Annotated in this window: 20 protein-coding genes and 1 pseudogene; 9 read left to right on the top strand and 12 right to left on the bottom strand. The window is 45.4% G+C overall.

The genetic code is table 11. The features are described 5' to 3' along the window. Positions 1-5: 5 nt before the first annotated feature. Complete coding sequence (locus tag AC6I8U_RS20060; RefSeq protein WP_498019456.1) at positions 6-731, top strand: SDR family NAD(P)-dependent oxidoreductase; 726 nt, start codon at positions 6-8, stop codon at positions 729-731. Here AC6I8U_RS20060 and AC6I8U_RS20055 read toward each other — a convergent pair. Beyond that, positions 714-866 (bottom strand): DUF2256 domain-containing protein, encoded by a 153-nt coding sequence (locus tag AC6I8U_RS20055; RefSeq protein WP_498019455.1) that lies wholly within the window; start codon positions 864-866, stop codon positions 714-716. The two genes, AC6I8U_RS20060 and AC6I8U_RS20055, sit on opposite strands and share 18 nt — an antisense overlap. Before the next feature lie 160 nt (positions 867-1,026). Between AC6I8U_RS20055 and AC6I8U_RS20050 the strand changes: the two genes are divergently transcribed. Further along, positions 1,027-1,827, top strand: a complete 801-nt coding sequence (locus AC6I8U_RS20050; protein ID WP_498019454.1) for a PhzF family phenazine biosynthesis protein — start codon at positions 1,027-1,029, stop codon at positions 1,825-1,827. A gap of 73 nt (positions 1,828-1,900) precedes the next feature. Then, a complete protein-coding gene (locus AC6I8U_RS20045; protein WP_498019453.1) occupies positions 1,901-2,137 on the top strand; it encodes a GNAT family N-acetyltransferase in 237 nt (78 codons plus the stop codon). Positions 2,138-2,528: 391 nt separating this feature from the next. Here AC6I8U_RS20045 and AC6I8U_RS20040 read toward each other — a convergent pair whose 3' ends face one another. Together AC6I8U_RS20040 and AC6I8U_RS20035 are read right to left on the bottom strand one after the other, a co-directional pair. Continuing rightward, a complete protein-coding gene (locus AC6I8U_RS20040; RefSeq protein WP_498019452.1) occupies positions 2,529-3,329 on the bottom strand; it encodes an SDR family NAD(P)-dependent oxidoreductase in 801 nt (266 codons plus the stop codon). Between the two features lie 190 nt (positions 3,330-3,519). Further along, a complete protein-coding gene (locus AC6I8U_RS20035) occupies positions 3,520-3,660 on the bottom strand; it encodes a hypothetical protein (RefSeq protein ID WP_498019451.1) in 141 nt (46 codons plus the stop codon). A gap of 122 nt (positions 3,661-3,782) precedes the next feature. Between AC6I8U_RS20035 and AC6I8U_RS20030 the strand changes: the two genes are divergently transcribed. Continuing rightward, the gene (locus AC6I8U_RS20030) at positions 3,783-4,556 is read left to right on the top strand and encodes an alpha/beta fold hydrolase (RefSeq protein ID WP_498019450.1); all 774 of its coding nucleotides are present in this window, start codon (positions 3,783-3,785) and stop codon (positions 4,554-4,556) included. Positions 4,557-4,560: 4 nt separating this feature from the next. On the opposite strand, the gene AC6I8U_RS20025 is transcribed toward AC6I8U_RS20030, so the two are convergent. Then, the gene (locus AC6I8U_RS20025) at positions 4,561-5,649 is read right to left on the bottom strand and encodes a DUF3541 domain-containing protein (RefSeq protein ID WP_498019449.1); all 1,089 of its coding nucleotides are present in this window, start codon (positions 5,647-5,649) and stop codon (positions 4,561-4,563) included. Between the two features lie 150 nt (positions 5,650-5,799). Beyond that, positions 5,800-6,978: pseudogene (locus tag AC6I8U_RS20020) on the bottom strand (methyl-accepting chemotaxis protein); the annotation flags it as partial. 56 nt (positions 6,979-7,034) lie between these two features. Between AC6I8U_RS20020 and AC6I8U_RS20015 the strand changes: the two are divergent. Then, a complete protein-coding gene (locus tag AC6I8U_RS20015) occupies positions 7,035-8,066 on the top strand; it encodes an IS630 family transposase (RefSeq protein ID WP_498016649.1) in 1,032 nt (343 codons plus the stop codon). Here AC6I8U_RS20015 and AC6I8U_RS20010 read toward each other — a convergent pair. After that, on the bottom strand, positions 8,036-8,563 hold the full coding sequence (locus AC6I8U_RS20010) for a cache domain-containing protein (protein ID WP_498019448.1): 528 nt from the start codon (positions 8,561-8,563) through the stop codon (positions 8,036-8,038). The genes AC6I8U_RS20015 and AC6I8U_RS20010 overlap by 31 nt on opposite strands. 410 nt (positions 8,564-8,973) lie before the next feature. Here AC6I8U_RS20010 and AC6I8U_RS20005 point away from each other — a divergent pair, with 410 nt between their 5' ends. After that, the gene (locus tag AC6I8U_RS20005) at positions 8,974-9,129 is read left to right on the top strand and encodes a hypothetical protein (RefSeq protein WP_197058753.1); all 156 of its coding nucleotides are present in this window, start codon (positions 8,974-8,976) and stop codon (positions 9,127-9,129) included. A gap of 706 nt (positions 9,130-9,835) precedes the next feature. Beyond that, complete coding sequence (locus AC6I8U_RS20000; RefSeq protein WP_498019447.1) at positions 9,836-11,092, top strand: MFS transporter; 1,257 nt, start codon at positions 9,836-9,838, stop codon at positions 11,090-11,092. 214 nt (positions 11,093-11,306) lie between these two features. Here AC6I8U_RS20000 and AC6I8U_RS19995 read toward each other — a convergent pair whose 3' ends face one another. The 3 genes from AC6I8U_RS19995 to AC6I8U_RS19985 form a co-directional block, all read right to left on the bottom strand. Then, positions 11,307-11,780 carry a Dps family protein gene (locus AC6I8U_RS19995; RefSeq protein ID WP_234496166.1) on the bottom strand — a complete coding sequence of 158 codons (474 nt, stop codon included), beginning with the start codon at positions 11,778-11,780 and terminating at the stop codon, positions 11,307-11,309. Positions 11,781-11,924: 144 nt separating this feature from the next. After that, complete coding sequence (locus tag AC6I8U_RS19990) at positions 11,925-12,650, bottom strand: nitroreductase family protein (RefSeq protein ID WP_498019446.1); 726 nt, start codon at positions 12,648-12,650, stop codon at positions 11,925-11,927. A gap of 85 nt (positions 12,651-12,735) precedes the next feature. Then, a complete protein-coding gene (locus AC6I8U_RS19985) occupies positions 12,736-13,809 on the bottom strand; it encodes an acyltransferase (protein ID WP_498019608.1) in 1,074 nt (357 codons plus the stop codon). A 256-nt stretch (positions 13,810-14,065) separates the two neighbouring features. Here AC6I8U_RS19985 and AC6I8U_RS19980 point away from each other — a divergent pair, with 256 nt between their 5' ends. Then, positions 14,066-14,230 carry a hypothetical protein gene (locus AC6I8U_RS19980; RefSeq protein WP_446566769.1) on the top strand — a complete coding sequence of 55 codons (165 nt, stop codon included), beginning with the start codon at positions 14,066-14,068 and terminating at the stop codon, positions 14,228-14,230. Positions 14,231-14,295: 65 nt separating this feature from the next. On the opposite strand, the gene AC6I8U_RS19975 is transcribed toward AC6I8U_RS19980, so the two are convergent. Further along, on the bottom strand, positions 14,296-14,967 hold the full coding sequence (locus AC6I8U_RS19975) for a pyridoxamine 5'-phosphate oxidase family protein (RefSeq protein WP_498019445.1): 672 nt from the start codon (positions 14,965-14,967) through the stop codon (positions 14,296-14,298). A gap of 90 nt (positions 14,968-15,057) precedes the next feature. Between AC6I8U_RS19975 and pdxR the strand changes: the two genes are divergently transcribed. After that, entirely contained in the window at positions 15,058-16,515 is a 1,458-nt protein-coding gene (pdxR, locus tag AC6I8U_RS19970) for a MocR-like pyridoxine biosynthesis transcription factor PdxR (protein ID WP_498019444.1), read from the top strand. Here pdxR and AC6I8U_RS19965 read toward each other — a convergent pair. Together AC6I8U_RS19965 and AC6I8U_RS19960 are read right to left on the bottom strand one after the other, a co-directional pair. Further along, positions 16,508-17,047 (bottom strand): hydrolase, encoded by a 540-nt coding sequence (locus AC6I8U_RS19965; RefSeq protein WP_498019443.1) that lies wholly within the window; start codon positions 17,045-17,047, stop codon positions 16,508-16,510. The two genes, pdxR and AC6I8U_RS19965, sit on opposite strands and share 8 nt — an antisense overlap. Further along, positions 17,048-17,935, bottom strand: a complete 888-nt coding sequence (locus AC6I8U_RS19960; RefSeq protein WP_498019442.1) for a LysR family transcriptional regulator — start codon at positions 17,933-17,935, stop codon at positions 17,048-17,050. Between the last annotated feature and the right edge of the window lie 36 nt (positions 17,936-17,971).

Raw genomic sequence — 17,971 nt, 5'->3', positions numbered from 1 at the left:
TCGATGTGACAACAAATGTATTAATTGTGGGCGGTTCTGGTGGCATCGGCTGGGCAATGTGTCGACATCTTGCGCAATTACCTGAGACTCAAGTCTTTGCCACTTATCGCGGCACACTGCCCCAAGGCTCCGAGGACTACGAACGCATTTCTTGGTTCCAACTCGATGTTATGGAGCAGACGCATTATCCAATGCTGGTGGAGAGGCTTAGCGAGGTAGTGCACCTAGATTGGCTGATAAATTGTGTCGGCGCGCTTTCCATTAATGAACGTATGCCGGAAAAGAGCTTGAAATCGGTGGACTCAGAGCAGTTTATTGATGCAATAAGAATCAATACCTTACCTACCTTACTGCTAGCTCAGCACTTTCAACCTCTTTTGAGAAAAGCACACTCGCCACTCTTTGCAACCATTTCTGCTCGGGTTGGCAGCATCACCGACAACGGCCTAGGAGGCTGGTACAGCTACCGATGCTCAAAAGCAGCGCTTAATATGGCGCTCAAGAACATCAGTATTGAATGGGGGCGTTTGATGCCGCGTTCGTGTACGGTTGCGCTCCATCCGGGAACAACCGACACGTCGTTGTCCAAGCCTTTTCAAGCTCGAGTCCCAGAGCACAAACTGTTTTCAACAGAAAAGACGGCTAGCTTACTTATTAAGGTTCTCCAGTCCCTCGACCGCACTAATAACGGCCAGTTTCTCGCGTACGACGGGTCACTCATCGAGTGGTAGGCGACGCTTGTTGGATGAGCATCGCTTTGAACAGTATTTCACTTCGTCCCAGCACTTATCCCACTTCTTTCTCCAACTAAAGCTGCGTTGGCAAACTGGACATAGTTTTTGGGGAAGATGAGCCTTCTTGTGCATGCGTATTTTCGATCGTAGTTCGACACATTTTGATATACGCAACCAGACTATTGAAGGTGCAGTTTGCACTGAGTTTTCCCAGATGATATACGGGGATGTAGTTAATATTGTCGTTATTATCTATTCTATAGTTGAGCAGTGGTGAGAAAGGTAAAGATTCATGGAACTAGAAATCTATCAGGTGAACGCGTTTACTGCGGAGCCGTTTAAGGGTAACCCCGCTGGGGTTTGTATTACTCAAGAGCCATTGCCAGCATCACTAATGTTGAGTATTGCCAAAGAGATGGCGATATCTGAAACCGCATTTTTGTCGCTCAGCGATAAACGATTACGTTGGTTCACACCTCAAGTTGAGGTTGCGTTATGTGGGCATGGAACACTTGCAACAGTGAAGGTTCTTGATGACTTGAAGCTGTTAAATGATGACGGTTCTTATGAGTTTCATACGTTGTCTGGTGAGCTATCAGCGAAGAAATCTGGAGAGCGAATATCGATGGATTTTCCGCTCTATCACCCAGTGGAAAGTACATTAATCTCTCCTGATAAGTGTGCGGCGCTAGGCATTAAGGATGATGATATTGAGTTTTGTGCAGAGTTTGAGGGTGGTAAAGACTTCATCGTGCTTAAAAGTGAAGATAAGCTTCACCAGTTAGCGCCTAACTTCCACGCTTTACTGCAAACCGAAGGACGCTCTATCGTTGTGACTGCAAAATCATCGAGAAGCGATGTGGACTTTATCGCTAGATACTTTGCACCATGGGTAGGTGTGAATGAAGACCCTGTGACCGGCTCTGCGTATTGTGCATTGGCACCGTATTGGGCTGAGAAACTGGGTAAGTGTTCGTTAATTGGCTATCAAGATTCTGAGCGTGGTGGCTACGTCGGTATGATGATTAAGGGCGAACGTATAGAGCTCAGTGGCCAAGCCGTAACCCTTATTAAGGGCACGATCAACATTTAGCTGTTACCCTTTTTCTGTTTTCGGTTATCTTTGTCGAGTGACATTAAGATATCCAATAAAATCAGGAGTTTTTATGATCAAACACCAACCAGAACGCCATCGATTCGTCTTTGCAAAAGATGGTCACGAGAGTGTACTTGAATATAAGTTGGACGGAAGTAACGTGAACTTTACTCGCACGTTTGTACCGGATGTGTTTCGTGGTCAGGGGATTGCCAAGCAGTTAGTCGATAAAGGGTTAGCATGGGCGAAAGGCGAGCAATATCAGATTGAAGCTGACTGTTGGTATGTCGCTAAGTTTTTAGATTGAGTTTCATAAAAAACAGGCGATGCGACGATAGGAGCTAGCCTAAGGTTCTCCCCCTTACTAAGGGGGAGTTAGAGGGGGTAAAGCGGACTTACAACGTGTGTCCTGCACTCGATTCAGACTCCGTATTTACCCCTCCCAGCCTCCCGGCTACGCGCCCCGCTTGCAAGGGGAGGAGCAAAGACTTCGCTACACATAGCTTTATAATAATAAGCTATGCGACGATAGGAGCTAGCCTATGGTTCTCCCCCTTAGTAACGGGGCGCGTAGCTGGGGGAGTTAGAGGGGGTAAAGCGGACTTACAACGTGTGTGCTGCACTCGATTCTGACTCCGCATTGACCCCTCCCAGCTACGCGCCCCGCTTCTAAGGGTAGGAGCAAGTAATTCGCTACACTAAAACCCACTCACCAACTCATCAATCACCTGCATCACTTCCGCCACTTTCCCACTATTAGCTGCCTGCGGGTGCGGCGCTGCAAAACGACCGATATCGTTGTCAAAGTACTTACCAGAAGCATCGGCAAACTCTTCATCCAATGCCGCTCGGCGAAGAATGTCAGCACCGATGTTGATATCGCCGCCAGCAACGCCATACGCGTCTTTTACCATCTTACTACCCAGCATAGACGCCGGATTTACCGCAATAATCACTGGACCTTGGCTGCTAAGCTCTTTAGCCATCTCTTGTGACCAAATAGTAATGGTTAACTTACTTTGTGCGTATGCCATACCATCACCCAGAGCTGAATTACCACGCAGCGCTTCGGTCTCCACCGGTGCTTGAGCGGCAGAAGATAAGTTTACAACACGCCCAGACTGAAGCAGAGGCAACAGCGCTTTGGTTAACAGGTAAGGGGCCAGTGTGTTCACCGCAAAACGCACATCGAAACCATCTTTAGTACGCGCATTGTTTGTGGTGTAGACACCTGCGTTGTTGATCAGCGCATCTAGGCTGTCGTGTTCACTTTTCACCTTATCAGCAAACGGTTTAATTTCCGACAATACAGACAGGTCAGCAATGTAGGTCTCAACTTCAGCATCACTATTTACATCAAGAAGTGTTTGTTTGGCTGCTTCGAGCTTTTGAGGATTTCGGCCATGGATCAATACAACGTGACCTTCTGCGACGAGCATTTTTGCTGCAGCTAAGCCAATTCCGTCAGTAGCGCCTGTAATTAGTACGGTTTTTTTCATTTTTAAACACTCCAAAGGCATGATGTGGGGGACTTCTCGAGTCTGGGTCTAGCATAGATTATCAAGGTTACACATTCTATTGGTGCCAACATGGAAACAGTTTATAGATATTTTTGATAATCATGGATGTGTAAATCCCTCTGCTACCCGTGGGTAACAGAGGGGGGTGAACCATAAAATCGTTCATTCTTTATCGATTAGGATCGAGTGGATAGGGATCTAAACCATTACTCACACCGTCATCGTCACTATCATTATAGATACCATCGACAGGAGCGTGTCCCCATTCTTCGAGTGAACAGCAGAGTTGTCTGGCTTTAACTGACAACATTCAAGTTGAGCGCTCATGGTGATAGTTGTTGTAAATTGGAACAAAAATCTCGTGCATGTATGCTAGTGCAGGTAGTATCAGTTTGATATGCTATTGATGAATCGGTGGTTTGGAGATGTACGATGAAGCGGATGAAGTGGGCAGTTTTGGTTCCCGCATTAATACTCGTTGGATGCAGCAAACCCGAAATGGATGTCACGGACAAAGAGCTTAATGCTCACCACGCTGAGCAGGTGGTGATTGTGCACGGGCTCGCCCGTAGTGCTTGGTCGATGCAAAATATGTCAAAGGGCATCGCGGATCAGGGGTACCAGGTTTGTGTGGTTGACTATCCGACGATTCGCCAGCCGATAGAAAACACGTTAGAGAAAAGCGCGGAAGAGCTTTCTCGCTGTATTGCAGAATTTGATACCGCGACACACCATGCCACCAACCAACCTAAAGTCCACTTCGTCGGTCACTCACTAGGTGGTTTAGTGATTCGCTCCTATCTCGCGAAACATCCTGAGTTTGTTCAATCAGAACAAATGGGTAATGTTGTTTTCGTAGGTACACCAAATCATGGTAGTGATGTTGCCGATTTCTTCTCCGATACCTGGATGCTATCCCTTGTTGGTGGTACGGCGGAGTCGTTGACGACCAGTCCTAACAGCTTTCCAAATCAATTACCGCTCCCAAACTACGACTTTGGCGTGATAGCCGGAACGCAAAGTTATCCGGTGTTCAATGGCATGTTTGCAAAGACCAACGATGGCTTGGTGTCGGTAGAATCGACCAAGCTCAAAGGGATGAAGGATTTCGTCGAAGTCGATATCAAACACGACCGTCTGCGTCGAGATCCTTATGTGACGGAGTTAATTCTCAACTTCTTGCAAACTGAGCGATTCGAAAAGTAATCGTTTAGATACTGACACCGTAGGGTAACTGTTTAAACAGCTTAGGGTCGGTTTTAACATTTGGCCCTTCATAAGGTGGCTGCCAATCCAAAAGCATAATGGCGAGTACGTTTCTGTGTTCACCATAGGCAAAATCAAAGTCGCCGGATACCGATGGGATCATACCGTGTCGTTTATCAATAGACTTTGTGATGGCGGCACGAGTTTTTGCTACGACTGGATCGTCCTCCAAACCAGCTAACAAAAAGCTAATGCCGACTTCTGCGATAATGTCTTCTTTAGTGTGCTGAATAATATCGTCAATGTTGCGGCGGAAATAGTCGTAGATCCATTGGTGCTCTTGCTCGCTAACTTGACGTTGATAGTAACCAGAGTCTGCCAAAATAATATGGGTCATACCGTAAAGTTTGTTGCCAAATTGCTGTTTGCTTAGCCGGTAGTCTTCGCTGTTTGGATACGTTTTCTTAAATGCAGTGATAAATTCATCGACTAGATCCTGTTCGCCAATCTGTTTTAACCAGTAGGCTTGGTTGGCAAGTTGCGCCGCCCATGCCGTGATCATCTCTTTGTTGGTGAGTACAGATTCGAAGTCATAGCTACGCAGAAGTTTACGAAGCTTCTTATCATCTTTGTGGGTGACACCATACTCTTGCAGTCTAGCGAGATACCTTAGAACATCGAGCCCCATGAAGAAGTATTCTGGCTGGTCTTTGGTCGCCTTGTATCGACGGACACTTCTCTCGTCTTTGCCTTTTTTGTATTCGTTTAGGCGTTCTAAAGAATGCTGGTGGATAGCTTCCGGTGTGGTGACGTTTGCCGAGATGTGGTTAAGTCGGTCGGTGACGTTGGCAAGATCCACGAGTATCGTTGTTTTGTATTTGGTGTTTTGGGTCTGTCTATACATACGCAAACCAAAGTGACCTTGCTTATAAGGAGACAGAGAAAACAGTCGAGACTCGTAGGTGTTTTTAACCACGTTTGCGTGTGCCTGAAGTTGATGCGGTTTTGGCGTGCTACTGAAGTCTATAATACTAGCACCAGTAATCAGAAAGGCACTAACCGTTAATGCGATTATCCGTTTTTTCAATATCATAGCTTCTTCCTTCCACCAAAAGATCGCTATAGTGTAAGAATTAACCGACGAGCAATTGTAATGGTTACGTCAGTTTTATTGTTTTGTTGAATGTGTTGCGGTGGAGTAATCAAAGGCGCGAGGGTTTTCGTGCCTTTGATTAAGAAAGGTTTAAGATACTGTAAATCGGGAGGCCAGCTGCTCTAATTGCGAAGCTCTGCCGTTTAAGTTAGTACTGCCGTCACGATTTTTTGCGGCTAGACTTGCAGACTCAGCACTTTGATCTGAGATGACCACGATGCGCTGTGCAATGTCTTTACCAACAATCGCTTGCTCTTCTGTTGCCGTTGCTATGAGTGCATTCATATCGTGGATATTGGCGATCGCTCGCTGGATCTCCTCAATGGCTGCTGCGGCGTCATTAGCTTGTTGAACGGTCGCTTCACCGCGTGTTCTGCTTGAGTCCATCGCTTTTACCGCTTCATCAGAAGCGCCTTTTAACTGCTCAATCATTTGGTTGATCTCACCAGTGCTTTGTTGCGTGCGACTCGCAAGTTGACGCACCTCATCAGCGACGACCGCAAACCCTCGGCCCTGCTCACCTGCTCGAGCGGCTTCGATAGCAGCGTTAAGCGCGAGTAGGTTGGTTTGCTCCGCGATATCTTGTATGACAGCGAGTGATGTCGAGATGTTCTTCACATCGCCCTCTAGCCTGCTAATCACATTACTGGCTTGTAGTACTTCTTCTGCGAGTTCACGTACCGAGGAAGCGGCAGTGTTTACCGTCAATTGTGCATCGCGAGCGTTCGTGTCGGCTGCTTGGGCTGACTCGGCAGCGCTGGTTGCGTTACTGGAAATTTCTGATGATGTTGTGGTCATCTCTGTCATCGCCGTTGCCACTTGTTCGGTCTCTTCACGCTGACTGGAAGCTAGGCTGTCAACTTGAGCGGCCCGAGACTTCATTTCTTTGGTTTCTTCAACCACGGCATGGCTAGTGCTCGATACATTAGCAATGATTTCCTGCAGGCTTGAAACAAAGGCATTGAAGTTACGTCCCAAGCGCTTAAATTCAGGGGCGTCAAACTCTTCCATACGTGCGGTCAGGTCGGCATCGCCCTTTGCAAAGCTTTGAAGTGAACTGTCGAACTTCTCTAGCGGCTTCATGATGCTGCGATTAATGAAGGTCGCAAGCACGAACACAAAGGCTAGTGTTAGACCAGATAGAATAAAGATAGTGAAAATCTTACTCTGTAAGGCAGAGGTAGCTTCTTGCTCCATTTTAGAAATAGTCTGGTCGATGTCATCGATATAAAAGCCAGTACCGATCATGAGATCCCATTCGGGGATATACCAGTGATCATTGAAGACGCTTGATTTTTCCTGAATAGAGGATCATGCTAGCAACTATGAAAATTACTCTGACCAATGAACAGAAGCAGGAACTAAAAATCCAGCACAGCACAACGCGTGACGGACGAGTTCGTGACCGTATAAAAGCGGTTATTCATGCGAGTAATGGTTGGTGCCCCGAAGAAATTGCAGACGCACTTCTTATTCATGAATCCACTGTTCGTCAACATATCAAAGATTACCTAGAGTCGAACAAGCTCAAGCCTGAAAATGGCGGTTCACAAAGCTATCTATCGGCTCAGCAAACCCAAGAGTTGGTTCAGCATCTAACTGAAAATACATACCACCATTCGTCCGAGATTATTGCGTACGTATTTGAAAGGTTTCAGATTCACTATAGTGTTCCTGGCATGAACAAATGGCTTCATCACAATGGTTTCAGCTACAAACAGCCGAAAGGCGTTCCACATAAGTTCGATGAGGAAAAACAGCAAGCGTTCATAGAGGCTTATGAAGCACTGAAAGCAAGCTGTGGCGAGGATGAATCGATAGTGTTTATCGATGCCGTTCACCCCACACTGTCAACCAAACTCTCCCATGGTTGGATACGTACAGGTCAAAGTAAAGTTCTGGAAACAACAGGTAATCGTAGCCGATTGAACATTGTTGGTGCTTTGAACCTATCAGATATTGGAGCGACCATTGTTAGCGAATACGACAGCATTAACAGTGAAAACATGGTTCGATTTTTCTGTAAACTCAGAGAGAGCTACCCGTTAAATCACAAGCTCCATGTCATCTTAGATGGAGCTGGATATCACCGCAGTGATTTAGTCAGAGATGCGGCATTTGTCCTTAATATTGAACTGCATTATCTCCCACCTTACAGCCCGAATCTTAACCCAATAGAGCGGCTTTGGAAGGTTATGAATGAGAAGTCAAGGAATAACGTTTACTTCAAAAGTAAACGGGATTTCAAGGAAGCCATTACCCAATTCTTTACTGTGACTCTTCCAGAGATTGCAGGCTCGCTGACGTCTCGAATTAATGATAATTTTCAGGTGTTCAAGCCTGCATCTTCAAGTTGATTGGGTATATACATGGAGAAGCTCAACTTAGGTTCTGCCATAGTTTGTCCCGGTTTTGGAAAGTAGTAGGTCGTATACTGTCCAGACTTGGCATTACGAATCAAGTCTTGGATAAAGTAGTTTCCCTTACTGTCTTGAGCAGAATAATAGTTGCTACCAATGTCTTTGGTGCTCGTTCCCATCAAAAGTCGATCGCCTTTTGAGTTATAGCCAAAGATATAACCATTGCCGTCAAACTTCAGATGGCGCAGCACCTCCAAACCTTCTTCTAGGCTGGCACCCTCTTTTGCTAACCTCAAGACTGAGGTTTGAGCAAGCTCAACGTAGTTTTTGAGTTCAAGTTGCTTATTGCTGAGTAGGTTCTGGCGAGTGTCATCAAACTGTTGTTGATTTAGTGCAGAAACCTTGGAGTAGGTGATCCCCAGTATCCCAATTGTAACGAGCAGCAAAGGTACTATGGTAAGTACATAAAGTCGCTTTCGAATCGACAAATTCATAAACATTCATCCTAATAGTCGTAGTTGTGTATCGTGCCCTTTTTATTGAGCATCTGAACAATAAGCAAGCAAACGCTGTGCCATTTACAGGATGAAGATCGGTAATAAAGCGTCACGGATTATATTTTCATCTTAACTATCTGTTTGTTATGGAAATAATCATAGCAGTCTGGTGGTCTGACCCGTCGTGCTGCAACTAAGGGTTCGATCAGAAGCGAGGGGTGTGATGTCACGAGGGTCGGTTTTGGTATTGGGTGGATAAATGTTGCCGCCCTCTGTTATTGATGGTGGTTATCTATATGAATTTATTAAATAAATTCTTTGTCTCTATTGCTTTTTCTTGACTATGCTCAAAGAGCGAGGCAGGGAGTTTGCCACGCAGAACAACACGTTAGTAAGGAGATATCGCAATGAAATCATTAGTGGTTTTCGTGCTTAGCACGGTATGTTCTTTTTTTGCATTAGCCGATGATGCAGGTGAGCCTGGCAATATTTGTCTAACCGATGCCGGTCTGGTGGTCACAACTCACCTCGATACCTGTCCGAAAGATATGAAGAAACTCTAACGCAATTGAACCAGCTTAGCTGGTTCTTTTTTTTCACTAGGCTTAGAACTCACTCCGCAACCATTTACTCTCACTTAAACCAAATAGCTCGTTAACTAAATTTTTCCCATTATGATTCAATGTTGGAATACACTGAATCATCGTATTGGAAATATCACAGTAATATACTTGGGTATTTTACTTTTGGTATTTAACAATATTTATTTAAGTATTTTATTCATTCCGTATTTAAGCTATTCGCTTTTACGTTAGTTCATGTTTTGTCCTATTTTGCTTTTGAATAGATGCAAAAGGTAATTAAAAATCGTCATTTTTAACCAAAATGAAACCTTTTTGGATCGTTTTTATATCGTGTTTAACCAATGGTTATCAATGTGAGCTTGTGTATCAGTGAAACTTTATAATTTTGAGACATAGAGCATTACTATTTTTTCAAAATATTGATTTGAACTATTTTAATATTTATTTTTGGTAGTAAGTTAATAACCAACAAACAAAGTAATACTTTCTAGTAGTGGCATTAATAATGGTTACAACACATGTAACATTAGTGCTCTTTGCTAGAGAATTATTATACCTGTTTGATACTAGTCAGAGTAAATGGCCATGATGGCCAACTTTTTTACCAGAAGGATGCTTGTTGAAATTTTGCCGATTGAACCGGAGGCTTCGTCTCATCTTGGCAAAAGGGATGCGCAGAATAGTTATGCTAAAAAACCTATTTAACAAACTTGGGATCGAACTTTGGTTTTCAGCCCACCTCGCATACGGCTTTGTACAGCTTGTATTCATTCCTATTGTTATGCCAGCTTTCGTTGCCGAGCGAACGGGCAGTTTTGCCAATGCAGGTATTGCAATGGGTTTCTTCGGTGTGGCAGGTCTCGCAGCACCGATTATCGGTTTACTTGCAGATAAGTTTAAAGCGCACCGCTTAGCGCAGTTCTTAGGCATGATCGCGTATATCATCGCTGGTTTCTGCTACATCGCATCGGGTACTGATTTTACAATGATGGCGATTGGCTCAGTGTTCTTTGGCCTGGGCTCCGCAACGCTACTAATGCTTAACCCAGTGTTTATTGCCTTTGCTGGATATGACAACAAAACTGAGGCATTAAAGCTTGGTCGTATGGCCCAAGCGGCGATCATCGGTACTTTACTAGGTGGTGGAGCTTTAGCGGCATTGACTGATGGCGGCTTTGGTTATGAGACAAGCTTTTACACTATGATGGCGACTGTGGCTGTTTTATCTGTTGTGACATTTCTTAGCAACAAAGAAGCCGGACAGCGCGTATTAGACACGGCTGAAGCTCGTGAAAAAGAGGCGGCAGAAGAATCTCAAGAGAAAGTGAACATCGTAAAAGTATTATTCTCGAAGTTTGGGCTGTTCTTATTTGCGGTTGCAGCATTATGTGCAGGTCAAGGTGCATTCCAGGCTCAATTTCCTAACTTGATGAAGAATGCATTCACGGTTTCTGAAGCGTTGTCGGCGACGAGTCTTTCTATCTCAGCAGTATTAGGATTGATTGTTGTTATTGCAGCTGAGAGATTTTCAGCGAAGTTTGGACCAACAGCACTATTCAAGCTTTGTACGGTTGCGTCTATCGCAGTTATCGCAGCACTGTATTTCATTGCAGAGCTTCAATTCATTCCGACTGTGATTCTACCAGTGGCTTTGGTGATCGTTTATCTACAAGGCATTACTGTGACAGACATGTGTTCGCCGGCGGTCGCATCTCGCTTAACACGTGTTGGTGCGGGCTACACGCAAGGTCTAATGATGTTCTTTATCTCAATCGGTTTTGCGACAGGTAGTGCGATTAGTGGTTTCACGGTTGAGTCATTCAGTTGGAGTGCTCTGCCTGTAGCGATTGGTGTGTTAACTGCTGTCGCATTTGTGGCGATTTGGATTGTTACCAAAGAAAAGCAAACGCACGAGCACAAAGCAAAGACAAATCAAGCGTGAGTATTATGAGTTTATTGACAAATATCGTCTCTTAATTCAGTTTGTAGTTTTTGAAGATGTCGATTGCTTGAGAAATGTGTATGTAAAAATCCGATAAACAGGGTATATCGGATTCTTACACACAGGTGAGGTAACTCAATTTAACTGCCGACTAATACTTAATTGGTCGGCATTAGTGCGCTAAGCACCTTCTTTCGAATTTGTGTTCTATTGATTAGTTCAGGTAGGCATTGAGCATCCAAAGCAGCTTTTCTTGTTCGCGAATATAGTCGCCCATTAGTGCGGCGGTACCTTCATCACTCGCTTCTGCGGCTTGCTCTAGGATTTCGCGTTGACGATGAATCAGCACTGAGAAACCGTTTACCAACCCAGTGACACATTCTTTGCCTCGGAAAGCATTTTGGTGTTCTTCAATTTGGCTTTGTTCAAGGTAACGACTGAACGAATGATCTGGAGTATGACCAATGGTCAGAATGCGCTCCGCTAGCTCATCTATTTTGGTCTGGAGATCGGTGTAGATTTCTTCAAATTTCACATGGAGTTCAAAAAACTGCTCACCTTTAATGTTCCAGTGGTAACCACGAGTGTTCATGTACAACACCTGGTAATTCGCAAGTAATTGGTTTAGCTCAACTGCGATTAACTGAGATGCGTTTTTATCAAGGCCGATTAGGTTAGTGCTTGTCATAATACTGTCCTCCAGGAAGAGTGAAATCTTGTTTTGTTGGGGTCAGTATATGGTGTTTCCAGAAGTCGGGATAATCGATTGTAAGGATAGTATTGATAGTTTTAAACTATTGAAAAGAGACCTGATGAGGTCTCTTTTTAGGGATTAGTGGGAAATAATCACTTCTTCATTAGGCACACGATGACGCTCCCCGTAGATACCTTCTTCAGTTCGCACGCCGCAACTGATGATCATCGTGATCTCATCATGGTCTGCGATACCAAGTAATGCTTTTGCTCGCTTGGAATCGAATCCTTCCATTGGGCATGTGTCATAGCCCTGTTCTCGCATAGAGAGCATAAAGGTCATAGACGCCAGTGCTGCGCTTTTGTGGAGACACACGCGCACATCTTGCTTGCTGACTTCGCGCACCATAGGCTTGTTGCGCCCTAACCAAAAGCTGTAGAGCTTTCTTACCATGCCTCGAATACCCCACGCGTCATTGTTATAGACCATAGGGATCAGCTTGTCGTAGTACTTAAATGCACGCTTTGATGTTTCATCTTCGCGGCCGGCAAAGTTTGCTCGAACGATGTCGGCGTTCATGGCCGCGCGCTGTTTCCATTTGCCTGGAGTAACGGTCACTACGACCAGCTCATTAGCGGTCTTCGCCGCATTTTGCCCCATACAAATGTCGGCAAGCTTCTGACGTTTATCTTCACTGATGACACGATGAAACGCCCACATTTGCATGTTGCTGCTGTTAGGGCTTAGCGTTGCGTGTTCAAGTGCTCGTTGCACAGCAGTATGGTCAAACGCCGCTTCAGTATCGTATTTGCGAACCGAGCGGCGAGAGTTAAGGAGTTGTTCAAGTGGAGAGGCGTTATTCATGGTTATACCTGATGCTTTTAATCGGCACCTTTCTATCAGGTATCCCGCCTCTCTACAAGTAACATGGCACTCAGCCAGAGAGGAATTATTTCGCAGATGGATAGTTTGCCATGGGTTTTCCGTTCAGCTTAATACTGCGCAGTTTGGCAAACGAGATAGGGGTTTTCTCTATGATGAACATCAAGATGACCGAGCCAACTAGTGTGCCAAAGAAGATGACCATATCGGCTGAGACTGTTTGTAGCTCGAGTTTGGCGACCAAGTTGTTCATATAGATGACGACTAACAGATGGACTAGATAGATCGGTAACACCCACTGCCCGAGCTTTAGCCATATTGGCTGATTGCCGAGTTGCGGTTTAGTAAGTAAGAAAAAGAACAAACCTGCCGCCCAAATCGCCGTACCCAATAGAAAATCATTCATATTAAATATTTGCCCCTGACCATGCAGATAATAAGCTTCTGCAAAATGCAGCAACATACCGGCAGCAGCAACAAGAAGGGCGAACGTCGCAGACATAGACCAATTATTACGGCGGGCTTCGAATCCAATGGCGACCATCAAGAAGCTAAAGAAAGGGCCATTTCTGGTAAAAATTGGCGTTGCTACCTCAGTTATGACGCCATAGCTTCCTGCGATAAGTCCGTACACATAAATAATGGCGGCAAAAGGAATGATCAGTCTGCGACATTTATTATCGACAAACCAAGCAATCATCAAGACTGCTATAGCCAAGGATGGAATAAACCACAAGTGAACTAATCCGCCTTCAAACAAGGAGTTCAGAGGTGCTTGCATAAGGTATTGCCAGTATCCTTGTCGCTCCGCTAGATAGCCATGCTCTGCAACAACACCTAAGTTAAACGGCAACACGAGGTGGATGATGCTCCAAACTAACCAAATTACCATCAGCGGTATGCAGTAGTCTTTCGCCGTTTTGTACGGAGCGGCATTCAGTTTTGGATAGATGAGATAACCGGCAATAAGGAAAAATAGCGGTACAGCGAATCGTGCGGCTTGGTTGGTGACAAAGTTTAACCAGGGCTCTTCATCAATGTAGCCGTAGTCCATAAACAACTGACAGTGAATAGAAATAATAGCCACTAAAGCGATCACTCGAGCTAGCTCGAAACTCGCAATTTTCTCTGATTTTTTAATAGCTTGCTGCATATCTTATAAATGGCTCTGCAATGAAATTGGAACCCGTCCACATTAGCATTTATGTGTATTCCTGATGTGTTCAGCATCAATAATTTAGCGTGCAACAACAAGAATTTTGCAACAATTTGTGCTGAGTCGTAAATTCCTTATCTCTTGTTGAGCGTTCACTTTTTCTAAACTGAGCGTAGAAATTATTTGATTTTATAGAGTTAGCTTACCGCATAGCATGGGATCCGATTTAAGGGAGGCAGCTATGCAACAATTAGATGAATTTGAAGACTTCAGCTTTGAGCTTGATGAATGCGATATCGAGTATTTGGGGTGGAATGATAAAGAGTGGCTTATAGAGCTTGGCGTGTTTTTACTGATTCTGGTGGCGGCTCTTTCTATTGCGGCATGGCGCTGGCTGCAAGTATGAAGGTAGGTCGTCCCGCGCTCTAGACGACCTCTTCAGAATGCAAAAGACATTAGGGTAAAGCGACATCATTCGTTGTCGAGTTTACCAATCCACCTGTCTCCATAAGCGCTCGAATAATCCGGAGTGTCGATACACTCGGCGAGATCATCACATGGCTCTAGCGGTCCAACTACCGTTCGATAGGGCAAAATGCCAGCCCAGACAGGGACATCAAGATCTTCTTTGTCGTCATTGACACCGTGTCGTCCAATTTTCACAGAAGCCTCGGTGAGCTCAATGGCAAGCACTTCTGTGGCCGTGAGTTCCTTTTGATTACTCAGTCTTACTTGCTCGGTTCTGCCCGGGGCAATATGTTCGATAAAGAAGTTTAGTACTCGATCTTTTTCTTGGTTGTCATCAATGGTCTCAAATTGACCAAACACAACGGCACTTCGATAATGAGCACTATGGTGAAACGCTGACCTTGCTAACACCCAACCGTCAAATAATGTAAAGGTAAGACACGTTTTCTGACCAGATTTTAGCGCTCGAATGAGACGGCTGTTCTTCGCTCCGTGAACGTAAACTCTGTTATCTACACGCCAAGCCAGCATCGGAATGATGATTGGACCGTCGTCTTGGTTTATGGCTATGTGCGCGATAAGCGACTCATCGATAATATCGTAAAGAGCTTGCTCCTCTAGCACCGCTTTGTGAGCCCCTTTTTTGATTTGTGTTCGTTGTGTTTGTGACAGCATGTAATCTCTCCTCCTTAATCCTTTACAGCCAGATTAAGAATATTTTGGTACTCTGTTTAGGTCCAGAATAAGATAAATGGTGGATCCAGTTTGAGTGCTATTGATTCTAGTGAGTTGACGTTACAGGTATCGTCTTTGACCTCTAGCGGTACAACACTTCAGCAAACCCTTTTTGAGCAAATACGAACGCGCATCTTAAAAGGATTCTGGGCTTCAGGTGCAAAGCTGCCTTCTACCCGCACGTTGGCTAGTCAGCTTAAGCTCAGTCGCAACACTGTGATTCAAACCTACGAGCAGCTTGTTGCGGAGGGGTATTTAATAGCGAAACCAAACAGCGGTTTCTATGTTGCAGTGTCGCTCCCGGAGCAATACCTGACAACGGAGCAGGTGGTGCCACCCTCAGAGCCCGGAGACGACAATACGCCAAACAACGGGCTGTTTGCGCCTGGCGTTGCCGAACTTGCCTCATTTCCAATGAGTACTTGGAATCGGTTATTGCAACGTCATAGCAGTCGTAGTGCGTTACTTGGAAACCAAGATTTACAGGGGCTAGTGACGCTAAGGGAAGCACTCCATCGCTACCTAACTGGAAGTCGAAGTGTTGTTTGCCACCCGAATCAAATCATTGTTACGTCGGGCGCTCAGCAGTCCATAGCGATAGCGCTTTTAGCAACCCAAAGACTCAAACCTCATCAAGGCTTTTTGGTGGAGTTCCCTGGCTATCGACAGGTCGTTAAGGTGTTGGATACCTTCAACATCGACTATGACTACGTCGATGTTGAGGGAAGTAAAGGGCTGGATATCCAACGTGTGCTTAGCAGTGATTCAACAGGTATTTACTTAACGCCGAGCAATCAATACCCGATGGGATGTTCTATTCAAACGGAGCAACGCTTGCAGCTCATAGAATGGGCGCAGAATAATCAATCATGGATTATTGAAGATGACTATGACAGTGAGTTTCAGTTTGATAGTCGTCCATTTCGCAGCATGCAGGGCTTAGCCGCGGAGAGCGGTAATGCGGACAAAATGATTTATATAGGCTCGATGAGTAAAGTGATGTTTAACTCGCTGCGCATTGGCTATATGGTCGTTCCTCCCCACATGATTCAACTGTGTTTGGAAATAAAAGATGCGCTGTCTGGAGATACGCCCGCTCTCGTTCAAGCGGCATTAGCGGATTTTATTAGCGAGGGGGCATTGGTAAGGCATATTCGTAAGATGCGCCGATTGTATGAACAGAAATACCGCTTAATAAGACAAAGCATTCAAGAGTCTTTTGGCAGCGATTGGCAAGTGGTATCGCAAGGGGCGGGTTTGCATGTAACGGTCGAGTGGCAGAGTGGCGCTAGTGAAGTTGAGCTGTCGCAGAAAGCGCACGATGCAGGCATGGTGGTGAGACCGATGCGATTCTACGAACCAATAGAAAAGCAGCGAGAGTTTGGGTCAGTAGTCCTCGGGTTTGGTAACGCCCCATTAGAGGCGATACCGGGGAAAATCAAGACGTTGAGTCAGCTTTACTATTCACTACTGAATGTCACTACTTAATGAGTTTCAACAGTGATTTAAACTGCTCTCCTCGAGCAACCTTCTGCAATTCGAAAAGTGCCATTTCAGTGGAGGTGAGCACTGCCCCCTCTTGAGCTAAGCGTTTCAGCGCCAGATCTTTGTTAGCTGGGTTTCGGGAGGAGACTGTATCCGTAACTAGGTGTACTTCATAACCTGCTTGCAGTAGATCACAGGCAGTCTGATGAACACAGATATGCGCTTCAATACCCACGAGTAAAACCTGTTTTCTGTCGCTCGCGTTTGTTGCTTCACGCACATTCGCCTCTCCCCAAGCACTAAACACGTCTTTTGCAATTGGAGTTTGATGGCTAAGCTCTTGACTGATTTCTTCAATCGTCGGTCCGAGTTTATCGGGGATCTGCTCGACCCAGATAATAGGGAGTTCCATTAGATTTGCGGCTTTCGTGAGCGTATTGAGGTTGCTAAATAGTGTCTCTTTGTCGTGCATCAGCTGCGCAAGTTTTCCCTGCACATCTATGATCATTAGCTGCGTGTTGTTTTGTTCTAACATCTAGTTCTCCTGATCTAATATTTGTTCGACAAACCAAGTGCCTGCACTGCCCAATCCGCTGCGCCAAGACAAATCAACAGGCCAGACTAAAGAACCATCATAGCGACCGACGTTTAATTTGGTAACTAGACCATGGTCGATAAACGGTTGAGCGAGCTTCGTAGGGTAAGCGACATAGCCGATACCTTGAAGAAGCATATCTTGCAGCTGATAGTGATTTTCGTAACGAATTAATCTCGGGCTATAGCGGAGAGATTCAATCAGCTCGCTGGTGGCGACTTTTCCCTCTAATGACAGGATCTGTGGGTATTGTTCAAGATCTTCGGTGGTGATTTCACCGCGTAATTTAGATAGCGGGTGATTTGGAGACGCTAAAAAGCACCATTCAATAGTGTCGACAGTCTGAACATTAGTGCCACGTGCAGGGCTAAGTCCACCCGGTGCAATCATAATATCGGCACCTTGGTCGTCATTGTCGATGGCGAGGGAGTGGGTTTCGGCATCGACCAGCACTAAGTCGACTTCAGGGAACTGACGCGTCAGCTCTGCGAAAACCTCTACAAATCTCGGGTAGAGGGTCATGCTATGAGTCGCAACAGTGATAGTAGGCTCTTCACCCCGCTGTAAAGATTGCACTTTGCGGTCAATTGCTTTGAGTCTTGGAACTACCTCTAATGCTTGGAAGTAGAGTACCTTGCCTTCTGGAGTCAGCGTGGGTGCCTTTCCTGCCACTCGCTCAAACACGCTGATCCCTAAATCGATCTCCATGGCTTGCACTGCTTGATTCACGGCCGAAGGGCTGACGCCCAGTTTGCGAGCTGCCGCAGAGAATGAACCTGTTTCGGCAATCGAAACCAGATATAAAAGACGCTCGGTATTCAGTAACATGCTTTCCACCAACAACAAAGACTAAGTCTACTCTGC

It is taken from the genome of Vibrio sp. KUL80 (genome assembly GCF_059725495.1).
Note: the sequence above shows the minus strand (reverse complement) of the source record. Positions and strands in the feature narration are given on the sequence as shown.

Excerpts from the sequence above, each read along its gene's own strand:
- AC6I8U_RS20055 (WP_498019455.1), bottom strand. The coding sequence starts at position 866 with ATGCACAAGAAGGCTCATCTTCCCCAAAAACTATGTCCAGTTTGCCAA.
- AC6I8U_RS20050 (WP_498019454.1), top strand. The coding sequence starts at position 1,027 with ATGGAACTAGAAATCTATCAGGTGAACGCGTTTACTGCGGAGCCGTTT.
- AC6I8U_RS20045 (WP_498019453.1), top strand. The coding sequence starts at position 1,901 with ATGATCAAACACCAACCAGAACGCCATCGATTCGTCTTTGCAAAAGAT.
- AC6I8U_RS20040 (WP_498019452.1), bottom strand. The coding sequence starts at position 3,329 with ATGAAAAAAACCGTACTAATTACAGGCGCTACTGACGGAATTGGCTTA.
- AC6I8U_RS20035 (WP_498019451.1), bottom strand. The coding sequence starts at position 3,660 with ATGTTGTCAGTTAAAGCCAGACAACTCTGCTGTTCACTCGAAGAATGG.
- AC6I8U_RS20030 (WP_498019450.1), top strand. The coding sequence starts at position 3,783 with ATGAAGCGGATGAAGTGGGCAGTTTTGGTTCCCGCATTAATACTCGTT.
- AC6I8U_RS20025 (WP_498019449.1), bottom strand. The coding sequence starts at position 5,649 with ATGATATTGAAAAAACGGATAATCGCATTAACGGTTAGTGCCTTTCTG.
- AC6I8U_RS20015 (WP_498016649.1), top strand. The coding sequence starts at position 7,035 with ATGAAAATTACTCTGACCAATGAACAGAAGCAGGAACTAAAAATCCAG.
- AC6I8U_RS20010 (WP_498019448.1), bottom strand. The coding sequence starts at position 8,563 with ATGAATTTGTCGATTCGAAAGCGACTTTATGTACTTACCATAGTACCT.
- AC6I8U_RS20005 (WP_197058753.1), top strand. The coding sequence starts at position 8,974 with ATGAAATCATTAGTGGTTTTCGTGCTTAGCACGGTATGTTCTTTTTTT.
- AC6I8U_RS20000 (WP_498019447.1), top strand. The coding sequence starts at position 9,836 with ATGCTAAAAAACCTATTTAACAAACTTGGGATCGAACTTTGGTTTTCA.
- AC6I8U_RS19995 (WP_234496166.1), bottom strand. The coding sequence starts at position 11,780 with ATGACAAGCACTAACCTAATCGGCCTTGATAAAAACGCATCTCAGTTA.
- AC6I8U_RS19990 (WP_498019446.1), bottom strand. The coding sequence starts at position 12,650 with ATGAATAACGCCTCTCCACTTGAACAACTCCTTAACTCTCGCCGCTCG.
- AC6I8U_RS19980 (WP_446566769.1), top strand. The coding sequence starts at position 14,066 with ATGCAACAATTAGATGAATTTGAAGACTTCAGCTTTGAGCTTGATGAA.
- AC6I8U_RS19975 (WP_498019445.1), bottom strand. The coding sequence starts at position 14,967 with ATGCTGTCACAAACACAACGAACACAAATCAAAAAAGGGGCTCACAAA.
- AC6I8U_RS19965 (WP_498019443.1), bottom strand. The coding sequence starts at position 17,047 with ATGTTAGAACAAAACAACACGCAGCTAATGATCATAGATGTGCAGGGA.
- AC6I8U_RS19960 (WP_498019442.1), bottom strand. The coding sequence starts at position 17,935 with ATGTTACTGAATACCGAGCGTCTTTTATATCTGGTTTCGATTGCCGAA.